General features: G+C 37.2%; 12 protein-coding genes. 9 read left to right on the top strand and 3 right to left on the bottom strand.

The window, feature by feature from the left end; translation table 11 throughout:
- Nucleotides 1–3: 3 nt before the first annotated feature.
- Entirely contained in the window at nt 4–1,341 is a 1,338-nt protein-coding gene (locus tag H560_RS0111890) for a dihydroorotase (RefSeq protein WP_027380252.1), read from the top strand.
- A gap of 259 nt (nt 1,342–1,600) precedes the next feature.
- Here the strand turns inward: H560_RS0111890 and H560_RS0111885 are convergent, their stop codons facing one another.
- From H560_RS0111885 to H560_RS0111875, 3 genes are all read right to left on the bottom strand, one after another.
- A complete protein-coding gene (locus tag H560_RS0111885) occupies nt 1,601–2,497 on the bottom strand; it encodes a helix-turn-helix domain-containing protein (RefSeq protein WP_027380251.1) in 897 nt (298 codons plus the stop codon).
- A gap of 107 nt (nt 2,498–2,604) precedes the next feature.
- Entirely contained in the window at nt 2,605–3,612 is a 1,008-nt protein-coding gene (locus tag H560_RS0111880) for an aldo/keto reductase (RefSeq protein ID WP_027380250.1), read from the bottom strand.
- 135 nt (nt 3,613–3,747) lie between these two features.
- Nucleotides 3,748–6,045 carry a GH92 family glycosyl hydrolase gene (locus tag H560_RS0111875; protein ID WP_027380249.1) on the bottom strand — a complete coding sequence of 766 codons (2,298 nt, stop codon included), beginning with the start codon at nt 6,043–6,045 and terminating at the stop codon, nt 3,748–3,750.
- 194 nt (nt 6,046–6,239) lie between these two features.
- Between H560_RS0111875 and H560_RS0111870 the strand changes: the two genes are divergently transcribed.
- The 8 genes from H560_RS0111870 to H560_RS0111835 all read left to right on the top strand — a co-directional run bounded on the left by H560_RS0111870 (nt 6,240) and on the right by H560_RS0111835 (nt 14,225).
- Nucleotides 6,240–7,121: an SDR family oxidoreductase gene (locus H560_RS0111870; protein WP_027380248.1), complete on the top strand. Its 882-nt coding sequence runs from the start codon at nt 6,240–6,242 to the stop codon at nt 7,119–7,121.
- Nucleotides 7,122–7,571: 450 nt separating this feature from the next.
- Complete coding sequence (locus H560_RS22385; protein ID WP_051289308.1) at nt 7,572–8,441, top strand: DUF2589 domain-containing protein; 870 nt, start codon at nt 7,572–7,574, stop codon at nt 8,439–8,441.
- A 15-nt stretch (nt 8,442–8,456) separates the two neighbouring features.
- Nucleotides 8,457–9,179 (top strand): hypothetical protein, encoded by a 723-nt coding sequence (locus H560_RS0111860; protein ID WP_027380246.1) that lies wholly within the window; start codon nt 8,457–8,459, stop codon nt 9,177–9,179.
- The gene (locus H560_RS0111855; RefSeq protein WP_027380245.1) at nt 9,179–9,757 is read left to right on the top strand and encodes a hypothetical protein; all 579 of its coding nucleotides are present in this window, start codon (nt 9,179–9,181) and stop codon (nt 9,755–9,757) included. The genes H560_RS0111860 and H560_RS0111855 overlap by 1 nt, the downstream gene beginning before the upstream one ends.
- A 12-nt stretch (nt 9,758–9,769) precedes the next feature.
- The gene (locus H560_RS21495) at nt 9,770–11,026 is read left to right on the top strand and encodes a S8 family peptidase (protein WP_051289306.1); all 1,257 of its coding nucleotides are present in this window, start codon (nt 9,770–9,772) and stop codon (nt 11,024–11,026) included.
- Nucleotides 11,027–11,029: 3 nt separating this feature from the next.
- A complete protein-coding gene (locus H560_RS0111845; RefSeq protein ID WP_027380244.1) occupies nt 11,030–11,233 on the top strand; it encodes a hypothetical protein in 204 nt (67 codons plus the stop codon).
- 70 nt (nt 11,234–11,303) lie between these two features.
- Nucleotides 11,304–12,137 carry an endonuclease/exonuclease/phosphatase family protein gene (locus H560_RS0111840; protein WP_027380243.1) on the top strand — a complete coding sequence of 278 codons (834 nt, stop codon included), beginning with the start codon at nt 11,304–11,306 and terminating at the stop codon, nt 12,135–12,137.
- A gap of 225 nt (nt 12,138–12,362) precedes the next feature.
- Nucleotides 12,363–14,225 (top strand): M1 family metallopeptidase, encoded by a 1,863-nt coding sequence (locus tag H560_RS0111835; protein WP_027380242.1) that lies wholly within the window; start codon nt 12,363–12,365, stop codon nt 14,223–14,225.
- Nucleotides 14,226–14,252 lie beyond the last annotated feature (27 nt).

Raw genomic sequence — 14,252 nt, 5'->3', positions numbered from 1 at the left:
AAAATGAAGACCTTAATAAAAAACGTTAAAATTGTAAACGAAGGAAAGATCGTTGAAAGCGATATTTTAATTGAAAATGATTTAATTTCTAAAATAGATTCCCAAATCTCTGAAGAAGCAGACCAAATTATCGATGGTGAAGGAAAATACCTTTTGCCAGGTGTAATCGATGATCAGGTACATTTCCGTGAACCGGGATTAACGAATAAAGGAGAAATAGAGACTGAATCCCGCGCTGCCATTGCCGGAGGAACAACAAGTTTTATTGATCAGCCGAATACGGTTCCAAATGCTGTTACACAGGAATTATTGGCCGATAAATATGAAATCGCTTCTCAAAAAGCGTACGCCAATTACGGTTTCATGATGGGTGGAACAAATGATAATTTAGAGGAAGTGTTGAAAACCAACCCTAGAAATGTTCCCGGAATCAAATTATTCTTAGGCTCTTCTACTGGAAATATGCTGGTAGACAATCCTGAGACATTAGAAAATATTTTCAGCAATACAAAGATGCTGATCGCCGTTCACTGCGAAGACGAAGCAACAATTAAAGCCAATACTCAAAAATATATTGATGAATATGGTGAAGATATTCCTGTGAAATTTCATCATTTGATCAGAAGTGTAGAAGCTTGTTATAAATCTTCTTCGAAGGCTATTGAACTGGCGAAGAAAACAGGAGCAAGGCTTCACGTTTTCCACTTGTCGACAGCGAAGGAAACGGAACTTTTCAGAAATGACATCCCTTTAAAAGATAAAAAAATTACCGCAGAAGTCTGTGTTCATCACCTTACTTTCACCAATGAAGATTACGAAACAAAAGGCGGATTAATCAAATGGAATCCTGCTGTAAAAACGCAGAAAGATAAAGATGGTCTTTGGGAAGCACTTCTTGACGACAGGATTGATGTAATTGCAACAGATCATGCGCCCCACACTTGGGAAGAAAAGCAAAATGTCTATACAAAATGTCCCTCCGGAGCACCTTTGGTTCAGCATTCTTTGACTGTTATGCTTGAAAATTACCGAAATGGAAAAATTTCTTTAGAAAAAATTGTTGAAAAAATGGCTCACAATCCTGCAATTCTTTTCAGAATTGAAAAAAGAGGTTTCGTGAGAGAAGGATATAAGGCTGATTTAGTTTTGGTTGATTTAAATGAAAACTGGACGGTTGCAAAAGAAAATATTCTGTACAAATGTGGTTGGAGCCCGTTGGAAGGAATGAATTTTCATTCTAAAGTGACCCACACTTTTGTCAATGGAAATCTGGTCTATGAAAACGGAAAAATTAATGAGCAGAAATTCGGAGAACGTTTACTTTTTGAGGTTCAGGAGTAAATTATAAAAGAAATAATTATATCAATAGGGGCGGGCTTTAGCCCGCTTTTTCATTTACATTATCAATTGGATTTAGCCAAAACATATTTTTATCTCGCAGATAGCTAATATTAAAAATCTGTATTATCTGTAAAATCTGCGAGAGTTTTTATTTTGAAATCCCACAATTGGCTCAGCTAAAACTAAACTTTTCTTGTCCCAAATTTTGCAGATATTTGAGCGCAGTCATCTGTGAAAATCTGAGAAATCTGTGGGAAATTTAATTAAAAGACTGCCGAAACTCCAAAGGCGACATATTCGTTTTCTTTTTAAACAAAGTACTGAAAGACTGCGCGTGCTCAAATCCCAGTTCATAAGCAATTTCACTTACCGAAAGCTCCGTTGTTGAAAGCTTTTCTTTGGCCTTACTGATCAGCTTTTCATGGATGTGTTGCTGCGTATTTTGTCCGGTATGAACCCTTAAAAGGTCACTTAAATAATTCGGAGAAAGATTCATCGCTTCTGCAATTTGATGAACGGTTAGCAGCCCTTTTTCAGAGGATTCATTTTCAAAATAATCATTCAAAAAAGATTCAAACTTCGTTAAAAGCTGGTGGCTTCCGCTTTTTCTTGTTATAAACTGTCGCTCATAAAAGCGTTTGGAATAATTCAGTAACAATTCAATCTGGGATAAAATAATTTCCTGGGTATGATGATCGATATGCTGGCATTCCTTATCTATTTTTTGTAGAATTTCAAGCAGGTCATTTTCTTCATCTTCAGATAAATGAAGGGCTTCATTCACAGCATACGAGAAAAATCCGTAAGAAGAAATGGTCTTGGCCAAAGGATGTCTCAGCAGAAAATCCTCATGAAAAATCAGCAGATAGCCTGTATTTTCACAATCCATCGTTTTCAGATCCAAATATTGAACCTGATTGGGAGCCGTAAAGCTCAGCACCCCTTTATCATAATCATAATGCTGCTGTCCGTATTTTATTTTTCCTTTTGCATTGCGTTTGAGGGCGACACAATAATATCTGCTTACAAAGCCTTTCCAGATCTCATCTTCAATAAAAACGCTTTCATAAAGATTGATCACACTTACCATAGGATGTTTTGGTTCTGGAAGCGACAGCAGTTTGTGAAATGCTGAAATGGATTTTATAGTGTTCATAATTTTCTAAACTTTTTAATAATTTGGCCAGCTTTCCGTCATAAAACCTAACAGGTTTCAAAAACCTGTTAGGTTTGAGTGAGCTTTTCAACAATTAAAGTTACAAATTAATAATCCAAAAGTCCCATTCCAAACTCATCATACGTTGCTCCGGTATCTGTTCCCAAAGGTACAATACTTTCCAGTTTCTGAATTTCAGAGTCACTTAAATGAATGTTTGCCGCTTCAATATTTTGTTCAAGATATTTTCTGCGTTTGGTTCCTGGTATTGGAAGAATTCCTTTGCTGATGATCCATGCCAAAGCCAATTGTGATGAGGTAATGTTTTTTTCTTTAGCCATATTTTCAATAGCTTCTACCAATTCGATATTTTTTTGAAAATGTTCGCCCTGAAAACGTGGAATTCCTCTTCTGAAATCATTTTCTGGCAAGTCATCTATTGTTTTAATATTTCCAGACAAAAAACCTCTTCCTAAAGGAGAGTAGGCTACGAAACCAATCCCCAGTTCATTTAAAGTTTTGATAACTCCTTTTTCTTCCACCGTTCTTTCAAACAAAGAGTATTCACTTTGTACCGCAGAAATTGGATGAACGGCATGTGCTTTTTCCACCGTTTCAGAAGATACTTCCGATAATCCGATATAACCGATTTTTCCTTCTTTTACCAAATCGCTCATTGCTCCTACAGTCTCTTCAATCGGCGTATTTTTATCGAGACGGTGCATGTAGTAAAGGTCGATGTAGTCTGTTTTCAGGTTTTTCAATGAACGCTCAATAGATTTTTTTACATAATCCTTAGTTCCGTTGATTTTCCATGTTACCTGATCATTATCATCGATTTCCCAGCCGAATTTTGTAGCAATAATATACTGATCGCGGCTGCTTTCAATAGCTTTTGCAATCAATTGCTCATTTTTGAAAGGTCCGTACAAATCGGCTGTGTCGAGAAAGTTTCCGCCTAGTTCTAAAGACCGGTGAATTGTTGCGATAGCTTCTTTTTCATCGGTTTTACCGTACATATCTGCATCGCCAAAACCAGTCATTCCCATACATCCCAAACCAATATTCGGAACTATTAATCCCTGATTTCCTAATTTTACCTGATTCAATTTCATATTGTTGATTTTTATTAATACAAAATTCAGCAGAAATTAAAAACCGGATGTATGCAAAACCACGGTTGTCGTATGCAAATTACGGATTGATGTTTTATAGCTTGATCCTTGTCAAGCCTCAAAATCTTAACAAGGTTATTTACTAGCTTTAGAACTCATATAAAAGCTCAATTTTCCGCCATTCATAATATCGGAATGTTTCAATATGAAATTTTTAATTTCCTTTCCATTCAAAAGAATTTTCTGAACATACACGTTTTTCGGACTTTGATTAATCGCTTCAATTTCGAAAGTTTTTCCGTTTTCTAAATTCAAAACCGCATGATCAATTGCAGGACTACCAATTGCATAATCTTCCGAACCCGGAGCAACAGGATAAAAGCCAAGCGAACTTAAAATATACCAGGCGCTCATCTGTCCGGCATCATCATTTCCACCCAATCCATCAGGCGTTGCTTTATATTGCATTTCCAAAATTCTTCTGATTTGAGCCTGCGTTTTCCAGGGCTGTCCGGCCCAATTATAAAGATAGGCAACATGATGCGCCGGTTCATTTCCATGAACATATCCACCAATAATTCCTTCTCTTGTAATGTCTTCCGTATCTGCAAAAAATTCGTCCGGCAAATGCATTGTGAATAATTCATCCAGTTTTGAAGCGAATTTTTTCTTTCCACCCATCATTTTAATTAATTCATCGGGGTTTTGAGGAACAAAGAAGCTGTAATTCCAGGAATTTCCTTCAATAAAGCCTTGCCCGTGAGTGCTTAAAGCATTAAAATCCTTCTTGAAGCTTCCATCCGCAAGACGGGGACGCATAAATCCGGCAGATTTATCGAAGTTATTTTTCCAGTTTTCAGACCGCTTGATGAATTGATTGTAAACTTCTGTTTCACCTAAATGTTTCGCCAATTGAGCAATCGCCCAGTCATCATAAGCATATTCCAATGTATTAGAAACCGATGTTCCGTTTTTCTCAACTGGAATATATCCTAAATCAATATATTGCCCGATACCTTCGTAATCTCTTTTGTTGGCTGTTGTGACACAAGCCTGTAAAGCAGCTTTTGCATCACCCTGATAATTTCCTTTAATGATCGCATCGGCAACCACACTTACACTGTGATATCCGCTCATACACCAGTTGTCATTGGCATAATGTGACCATATTGGCAGCATTTTCATAGAAAACTGGTCATAATGTGCCATCATTGATTTCACCATATCTCCGTTTCTTTTTGGCTGAATAATGTTAAAGAAAGGATGGAGCGCACGGTATGTATCCCAGATGGAAAACGTTGTATAATTGGTGAAGCCTTCTGCTTTATGAATGTTTTGATCTAAACCTTTATATTCTCCGTTGACATCCGTATAAGTGGTAGGATTAATAAAAGTATGATACATTGCCGTATAAAAGTTCGTTTTTTCTGTTTCAGAACCTTTAATAATAATTTTATTTAATTCTTTATTCCAGTTTTCCTGTGTCTGTATTTTTACCTGATCGAAAGATAAATTTCCGGCTTCTTTTTCTAAATTTTTCAACGCATTGGCTTGACTTACAGGTGAAATGGCTAATTTTACTTCAATCGCTTCATTCTCGTTTGTATCAAAATCAAAATACATTTTCAGGTTTTTTCCTGCGATTTCCGGAAAGTTTTTGGTTTGGTCAAATTTTCTCCAGAAACCATTGTAAACCTGCTTTCCATCATAGTTTTTCTGACCATAAGATTTAAATGGCTTAGAAAATTTTAAAGCAAAATAAACTGTTCTTGTTCTTGCCCAGCCGTTGGTTTGTCGGTAACCTGTGATTGTATTTCCATTTTCTACCCGAACGTAAGTCCACACATTTTTACCGTCATAATTATAAATTCCCGCCATCAGATCCAAAATAATATGTGCTTGGTCGGATTTTGGAAAGGTATAACGGTGAACTCCAACTCTTGTTGTAGCCGTTAATTCTGCTAAAATATTATGATCTTCTAATTTTACTTTATAATAACCTGCTTCTGCTTTTTCGTTTTGATGGGAAAATCTGCTTCTGTAGCCATTTTCAGGGTTGGCTGCTGTTCCCGGATTTAGTTGTAGTTTTCCAACGGTCGGCATCACCAGAAAGTCTCCTAGATCAGAATGTCCTGTCCCGCTGAAATGGGTCGAGCTGAATCCTACAATTGTTTTATCTTCATATCGGTAGCCTGCACAATATTTATACACTTCACCATTATATTTTCCGTTGAGCTCATAAGAAATGGTATCGGTTTCCGGGCTAAGTTGAACCGCTCCAAAAGATGCCGTAGCTCCGGGATAGGTATGTCCCATTTTCTCTGTCCCGATTAACGGATTGACATATTGATATAATTTTTCAAATTGTTGAGCTTTAAGATTTAAACCAAAAAATAAAAGAAATAGAAAAATAGGGGTTCCTGACCTTTTCATGTATGAATATTTTTTCGAAGAGTAAATGTAATTAAATTTATTGTGTTTTTCGGATGATTGAATTTTTTGATTTCGGGGCGGCGGCGAAGCCGCCGCCCCGAAATCAACCGTAGCAAATACTTATTATTGTAAGCATATCATTTATGACTCGCGGAATCACATAAAATCTTAAATTTACTAAAACAATAAAATATATGAATCTATATACACAGCCGATGCTTCGCGAAGACGCACTGAAAGATAAAGTAGCAATAGTAACAGGTGGCGGAAGCGGTCTGGGAAAAGCAATGACCAAATATTTCCTTGAGCTGGGCGCAAAAGTGGTAATCACTTCAAGAAACCTTGAAAAATTACAGGGGACAGCAAAAGAACTGGAAGAGCAGACCGGTGGAAAAGTTCTTTGTGTAGCGTGTGATGTAAGGAATTGGGATGAAGTAGAAGCTATGAAAGAGGCAGCATTAAAAGAATTTGGAAAAATTGATATTTTATTAAATAATGCGGCAGGAAATTTTATTTCCCCGACAGAAAGACTAACGCATTCAGCTTTTGATTCTATTCTGGATATTGTATTAAAAGGAACAAAAAACTGTACGCTTTCCATTGGTAAGCATTGGATTGATTCAAAAACTTCGGGAACGGTTTTAAATATAGTAACAACATACGCCTGGACAGGTTCTGCTTACGTTGTTCCGTCAGCCTGTGCGAAAGCCGGCGTTTTAGCAATGACAAGATCTCTGGCGGTAGAGTGGGCAAAATACGGCATCCGTTTCAACGCAATTGCACCGGGGCCATTTCCTACAAAAGGGGCTTGGGACAGACTTCTTCCGGGAGATTTACAGGAAAAGTTTGATATGAGGAAAAAAGTTCCGTTGAGAAGGGTAGGAGAGCATCAGGAGCTGGCTAATCTTGCGGCTTATCTGGTTTCAGATTATTCTGCTTATATGAATGGAGAAGTGGTGACTATAGACGGTGGCGAATGGCTGCAGGGAGCCGGCGAATTTAATATGCTTGAAGATATTCCGCAGGAAATGTGGGATGCTTTAGAAGCAATGATCAAAGCAAAAAAATCAAATTAATTTTAAATTTTAACCACTAAGAATAATTTAAGGAGTTAAGATTAATTAATGCATTTGTCATTTTGAACGAAACGCAGTGAAGTGAAGAATCTTAAAATAATGTTGAGATTCTTTGAACTAAGTTCGCAGACCTGCAGTCTGTGTCAGAATGACAAACCAGTAATTATTTAATGCATTAGATAGAAAATCGTAGATTTTCAAAAACGTATGCGTTCTTTTTTTACATCAGCAAGATGAACTTAATTAACTAAAGTGTTAAAATTCTTTTGAGACTTTTGTGTTTAAAAAAAACCTTTAAATAAACTAAAAGTAGACTCCCACCGGGAATCTACTTTTTTTATTTGGGGGGATTTTACGGTACTAAGTTTCGGAATTTTACTGCGATACTTCACTTAATAGCGACATAAATTTGCAGTAGAAATTTTTTAATAACCAAAACAAACAAAAAACATGGAAACATTAAAGTCGGTGTTGGAAGCAAACCACACCAAGAAATCAAAAAATGAATTGATCGACCTATTAACAGGTTTAGAAAAATCCTTAACACCAGCCGTTTACGAAAAAGTTTCAGGAATCGAAACTGCTGAACTGGCTAATCTTTCAAACAAAGATTTATTAAGCATCATCGAAAATTTCAAGAAAAACTACGATGAGAAATGGGAAAAATCTTTTGCAGGAGTATCTTCTGAAGTATTGAAAATGATTGCGGGCAGAATGGCTGCCGATGATCAGGTTTTCAAAACATCAGGTGCTGAAAGTGCAGATTTTGCAGCAGAATTAGGAAGCATCGATTTCGCAAAAATCATCGGAGGTCCGCTTGACGCCTGTGTAAAGGCTCAGTCGAATGCAGCAATTAGTACCGTAAACTTCATCCAGCAGGTAGGCTTTGAAAAAGACGGGGATAATAACAAGCTTCGTATGGCAGAATTCAAGTACAAAAAGCATGTTCCGAATCCTGAATACAAAAACGAAGAAGAAACTCCAAACGTAGATGCAACGATTGAGCAGGATGTGGAAATTTCCGTTCCTTTTATCGCGCTATTGAACGTTCCCAGCTTCAGAATCGAAACTTGCGACGTAGATTTTAACGTAAAATTAAATTCAACCTACACAAAAGACGTAAGCGATGAATTCGGAATCAAAGCTGGCGCTTCAGGAGGTTTCGGGCCGGTAAAATTCAATGTGGATGTTTCTTACAAGAGAACTTCAAGCACAGGTATTAAAGTGGAAAAAGAATATTCTCTTGGAGTAAAAGTAAAGGCTACGAATGACGAAATGCCTGCAGGTTTGGAAAAAGTTCTTGGATTGCTTGCTCAATAAAAACTTTTACGAGACATGGTCAAATTATCAGATTACCTGAATTATCTCAATAACGAGATAATTCAGGCTCGTAAAAAAGCAGACGAAAATGCAGTAGCCATTGCAAAAGAATATGCCAAACACGAGTATTTAAAATATTTTAAAGTTCCCAGATATTCGCTTCCGAGCGTAAAAATGGACATTCCCATTAAAATCACCGATATCGATTCTGATGCGGACAGAAATTTCCCGCTGGATGAATCTAAACTAATTGAAGACGTCAACAAAAGAATTCTTGTCATCAATAAAGAAAGGCAATTAAATATTCAGCCGATTTCTACAAAAACTATTCAGAATGATGACTTCAAAGGGATATTGAATAATGTAAGAGGCGGTGGCGGGATGGAATCAAGCAGGATTTCAAAAATTGAAACCACAACCCAGACTCCGGATATCAAACCTCTACCGACGAGATCAATAGCCGTAACTCCGCAAAAGCCGGTGCAAAGACCAATTGAAGGGACCGTAACGGAAGAGGAATCTGCCGCTTTAAAACAAATTTATTCTGAAGTGCTGAACAGATACAGTTTAATTAATTCAAAATTAAACAACATTTATATCGACCCAAATACCAATTCTGCCGAAGACAAGGACAAATTATTCATCAATCTTCATGTGGAAATGGAAGAAGAAGGAATCAGAATCGTGTCTTATCAGGATAAAGACGGAAAAGCTATCGAACAAATAACTTTTGAATAATGCAGGAGCTCGTTCATCATACGATACAGAAAATTCAGGAACTGCTGGAACATTTTAATAGGGTTCAGGAGCTTTATCTTTCGAAATCTTTTGATTTTGACGGGCAGTTTGAAGCATTTCTTAATGAATTTTTAGAATATTTAAGATCAAAAGGGAACACCACTTATGAATCTGAAGTGTTGAAGGTAATGAACATGATTTCTACCGTAAAAAGAGGTTTTAACCCTGTTCAGATGGAGAAAATCACTTCGGCAAAACGGGAGACACTTTGGGGATTTTCATTCAATGCTATGGAAACCATTCACGGGTTTTTAATGGAAATGTATGCTAAAGAAAAAAAGAAGCTGGATGAGGCGGAAGAATTACTTTCCGGGTTGATCGTTTCTTTATATCAAAACGGAATTCTGGACGACGATAAAGTAAAAGAGCTGAATTCTGTTGCCAAAATTGAAGTCTTCTGGACCTCTCTTGTGAACCAGAATACACAAATTTCCGGAATTAATAAAAAACTGAGATTAAGCATGATCTCGGAAGATATTTTCTTAATTCTTGAAGAAGTTATTTTAAAATTAAGCTAAAAACAAATTGTCATGGAAAAAGAAAGATACATCGTTGTTCTTGAGGATCAACAGAAAAATTCCCTCAAAAAAGTGGAAAATGAATTGGAAGTTACCATCACCTCATCGGAATTTCTTTCCTCAGAAAACCGTTCTTATCAGGTGATTGATAATGAAAATGGAGTTTTATATAAAAACCTCAGTGTCCTTGCTGTGGAAAATATGGATGAAGCACAACTGAAAAGTGCCGTTAAAAACGATTCTAACCCTATCGTTTACTTTGAAAAAGAAAGAGAATTTTTTCATGCTGATGAATTGTCGATTATTAATGAATTAAAAAAGCAGTCTTCAGAAATTATCGATAAAATCACCGAGCTCGAAAAATATATTATAAATAAGCCGCTGCCTCAAAAACCTTTGGTAGAAATGGAGTGGGGGCTGAAAGCCTTAGGTCTCGCAAATACACAATATACGGGAAAAGGTGTAGATATCTGTATTTTGGATACAGGTATTGAACTGTCTCATCCAGATTTTTCGGGAAGAGAAATTGAAGGAAAATCTTTTATCAGCGGGGAAGACTGGAATCGCGACCCAAATGGCCACGGAACGCACTGCGCCGGAGTCGCAGCCGGAAATATAAGACAGGACACCGGAAGAAGATACGGAATTGCAAAAGATGCTAATTTAAAAATCGCAAAAGTGCTTTCCGATGCTGGAAAAGGAACTACGAGCAGTGTTATTGATGCTATCGACTGGGCTATTACAAAGAAATTCAGGATTTTGTCGCTTTCATTGGCCTGTCCGGTAGGTTTGAGTGATGCACCTTCTGTTTTATTTGAAACGGTAGGAAACAGGGCACTGGAAAATAATTGCCTGATCATAGCGGCAGCAGGAAATGACAGCAGCAGGCCCGCTATCCCGAAACCGGTTTCCATGCCCGCCAATTCTATGTCGATTATGGCGGTGGGTGCAATAGACGGGCAGATGAGAGTCGCAAAATTTTCCAATGGTGGCTTAAATCCTACAAATGGCGGGAATGTCAATATCTGTGCTCCCGGTGTGGATATCGTAAGCTCATATTCAAAAAATGCGAAAAATAAAAGCAGCAATTATTACACGATGAGTGGGACCAGTATGGCAGCACCACATGTTTCAGGGCTTGCGGCCTTATTCATGGAACAGTTTCCCGAAAAATCTGCAAAAGAAATATGGGAATTGATTGAAACCAAAGCAAAACCTATCGAAGGTTTGAAATACAGGGACATTGGAAGCGGATTAATACAGGCATAAGGAATGAAAACATATCTGGCAGTTCTGAAAGAAAACATCAACATCAAAGATCTTGAGACAGAACTTAAAAAGAAAAATATAAAACCGGCGGCTCACTATAAAACAATAGGGGTAGTAAAACTAGAAAGTGAAAAGCCGGTTTCCAAAAAAGATTTCCCGGATTATTTTCTTTCCATCGAAGAAGATAAAGATAATTTAACAATATAATTGATATTTGAGGCTTCTCTCTTCGGGAGAAGTCTTATTTTTGTTGCTTTGTTAATTAAAATAAATGATTATGAATTTCAGATTTTCAATCGTATTCCTGATGGTTTTTGCGTTAGGTTTTTCACAGGATCTTAAAGTAATGAGTTTCAACATCAGACTGAATGTAGACTCAGATAAAGAGAACTCCTGGACGAACAGAAAACAGGATGTAGCGGATTTGTTAACGTACTATCATCCGGATTATTTCGGGGTGCAGGAAGCACTTCCCGATCAGATGAGGGATATTAAAAACGGACTTAAAAACTACGATTATGTAGGCGTTGGGAGAGATGACGGTAAGGAAAAAGGAGAATTTTCAGCCATTTTTTACGATACAACAAGGCTTCAGCCGGTGAAGTCAGGTACTTTCTGGCTTTCAGAAACGCCGGAAAAGCCCTCAAAAGGCTGGGATGCAGCTTTGAACAGAATCTGTACCTACGCTGTTTTTAAAGATAAAAAATCGAAGAAAGAATTTATGGCGCTTAATCTTCATTTTGATCATGTAGGAAATGTAGCGAGGGTAAAATCTTCTGAACTGATCCTGAAAAAGATTAAAGAAATCAATCCTAAAAATTTGCCGGTAATTTTGAGCGGTGATTTTAATTTGACCGAAGATTCTGAACCGATTAAAATTATTTCACAAAACTTACAGGATTCTTATTATCATTCTGAAACAAAGCCTTATGGCCCTAAAGCAACTTTTACTGCATTCAATGTAAACGAAATTCCGAAAGACAGGATTGATTATATATTCGTGAAAGGTTTTAAAATAAAATCCCAAAGACACATCAACGACAGAAGACCGAATCTGCTGTATCCTTCCGATCATTTTCCCGTGTTGGTGGATCTTACGTTTTTGAAATAATTTGTTTGAACGATATACATATTACAAGTTTGTCATTCCGTAGGAATCTGGGCACGAATTTTTTCACAATACTATAAGCTATACTTAAATTCCTACGGAATGACAAATTTTTTAAGTGATCGATGTGTGATATTTGGATCTAAAAATTGTAAGGCGGTAATAATTTTATTGCTGTTTTTTGTTACTTTTATGTTAAATTAAATACTTATTTATAAAAAGATTTTAATGAAAAGATTGGTTTTGGGTTTATTGCTTTTGGCTTCATGGCAATTTTCCGCACAGGAACTATATATGCCGAGAAATATTAAAAAAGCATACGAAAACGGAACCCGCGATATGTCTGGTGCTCCGGGGAAAAATTACTGGCAGAATAAAGGGATTTACAATGTTGAGGTAAAGGTGGATGCCAACTCTAAGACCGTTTCAGGAAAGGAAACAATAGTCTACAGTAATAACAGCCCGAATGATCTGGATGAGCTTGCCATTAGGTTCGTTAATAATCTTCACAAGCCGCAGTCGCCGAGATCAGGATTTGTTTCAAAAGATTTTTTATCTTCAGGTCTACATATTAAATCATTTATTGTAAATGGTGAAAAATATAATATAAACAGTGATGACTGGGGAACGGTTGAAAAGGTAAAATTAAATTCAGCTTTAAAATCCAAGGCAAAAGCAGAAATTAAGATAGAATGGGAATATCCTTTATCGGTACAGAGCGGAAGGGAAGGGCAGATTGACCCTGAAACCTTTTATGTAGCCTATTCTTTCCCGAGGATTTCCGTATATGATGATTATAATGGCTGGGATATGATTCCGCATTCTGACAGGCAGGAGTTTTACAATGATTTTAATGATTACAGCTTCGCTATTACAGCTCCGAAAAATTATGTGGTTTGGGCAACAGGGGATTTTCTGAATCCCGAAGCAGTTCTTCAGCCGGAATATTTAAAAAGGTTCAGAGCGTCATTAAAAAGTGATAAAGTAATGCACATCGCCACCGAACAGGAAATGAAATCCGGAAAAGTGACGAAGCTCAATAAGTGGAATACCTGGAAGTTTAAAGCTAATCACATCACGGACTTTTGTTTTGCATTAAGCAATCATTATGTTTGGGATGCAGCAAGTGTTCAGTTAAAAACAAAAAGAGCCAGCGTACAGGCAGGCTATAAAGCCGGAGCAAAAGATTTTGAGCATTATGTAGAATGGATGCGCTACAACCTTGATTGGTTCTCAAAAAACTGGCCGGGAGTGGAATATCCTTATAATGTAATGACAGCCATTCAGGGGTATGCTGATATGGAATATCCCATGATGATTAATGACAGCAGTATTCCGGACAACTTCCAGGATGCGAGACTGACGGCAGATCATGAGATTGCGCATACTTATTTCCCTTTTTATATGGGAATCAATGAAACAAGATATGCATTCATGGATGAAGGCTGGGCGACAACGCTGGAATATTTAATCGGGATAGATGAAAACGGTGAAGCTGCCGCAAAGGAGTTTTATCAGAATTTCAGGGTTAAAAGATGGATTAATGATCCTTCCGCAGAGCAGGATCAGCCGATCATTTCCATGAGTACACAGGTAAGCGGCGCCGGCTACGGAAATAACTCTTATGTGAAAGCATCTTTATCTTATCTGGCATTAAAAGATTTTCTGGGTGATGATTTATTCAAAAAAGCATTACACCATTATATGAATAACTGGAACGGGAAGCACCCGATTCCGTGGGATTATTTTAATTCGATGAATACAGGTTCGGGCAAAAATCTGAATTGGTTTTTTAATAACTGGTTTTACACCAATAATTACATTGATTTAAAAATCTCCAATGTTTCCCAAATGAACGACCTTTTAACGGTAAATGTAGATAATGTGGGTGGCTTTGCAATTCCTTTTGATGCAAACCTTACGTATGAAGACGGTTCTGTAGAGAAGCTTCATTTTTCACCGGGGCTGTGGGAAAAAGATCAGAAGCAGACGATGCTTACCATTCCCATTAAGAAAAAAGTAAAATCTGTGAATCTGGACGGTGGCCTTTTTATGGATTATACTCCGGAAGATAATTCTAAAACACTATAAAAAATGCCTGAGATCTTCTCAGGCATT

Origin of the sequence: Chryseobacterium daeguense DSM 19388 (genome assembly GCF_000430825.1) — a bacterium.
GTDB lineage: Bacteria > Bacteroidota > Bacteroidia > Flavobacteriales > Weeksellaceae > Chryseobacterium > Chryseobacterium daeguense.
This window is presented reverse-complemented; position numbering and strand designations above follow the sequence as displayed.

Excerpts from the sequence above, each read along its gene's own strand:
- H560_RS0111890 (WP_027380252.1), top strand. The coding sequence starts at position 4 with ATGAAGACCTTAATAAAAAACGTTAAAATTGTAAACGAAGGAAAGATC.
- H560_RS0111885 (WP_027380251.1), bottom strand. The coding sequence starts at position 2,497 with ATGAACACTATAAAATCCATTTCAGCATTTCACAAACTGCTGTCGCTT.
- H560_RS0111880 (WP_027380250.1), bottom strand. The coding sequence starts at position 3,612 with ATGAAATTGAATCAGGTAAAATTAGGAAATCAGGGATTAATAGTTCCG.
- H560_RS0111875 (WP_027380249.1), bottom strand. The coding sequence starts at position 6,045 with ATGAAAAGGTCAGGAACCCCTATTTTTCTATTTCTTTTATTTTTTGGT.
- H560_RS0111870 (WP_027380248.1), top strand. The coding sequence starts at position 6,240 with ATGAATCTATATACACAGCCGATGCTTCGCGAAGACGCACTGAAAGAT.
- H560_RS22385 (WP_051289308.1), top strand. The coding sequence starts at position 7,572 with ATGGAAACATTAAAGTCGGTGTTGGAAGCAAACCACACCAAGAAATCA.
- H560_RS0111860 (WP_027380246.1), top strand. The coding sequence starts at position 8,457 with ATGGTCAAATTATCAGATTACCTGAATTATCTCAATAACGAGATAATT.
- H560_RS0111855 (WP_027380245.1), top strand. The coding sequence starts at position 9,179 with ATGCAGGAGCTCGTTCATCATACGATACAGAAAATTCAGGAACTGCTG.
- H560_RS21495 (WP_051289306.1), top strand. The coding sequence starts at position 9,770 with ATGGAAAAAGAAAGATACATCGTTGTTCTTGAGGATCAACAGAAAAAT.
- H560_RS0111845 (WP_027380244.1), top strand. The coding sequence starts at position 11,030 with ATGAAAACATATCTGGCAGTTCTGAAAGAAAACATCAACATCAAAGAT.
- H560_RS0111840 (WP_027380243.1), top strand. The coding sequence starts at position 11,304 with ATGAATTTCAGATTTTCAATCGTATTCCTGATGGTTTTTGCGTTAGGT.
- H560_RS0111835 (WP_027380242.1), top strand. The coding sequence starts at position 12,363 with ATGAAAAGATTGGTTTTGGGTTTATTGCTTTTGGCTTCATGGCAATTT.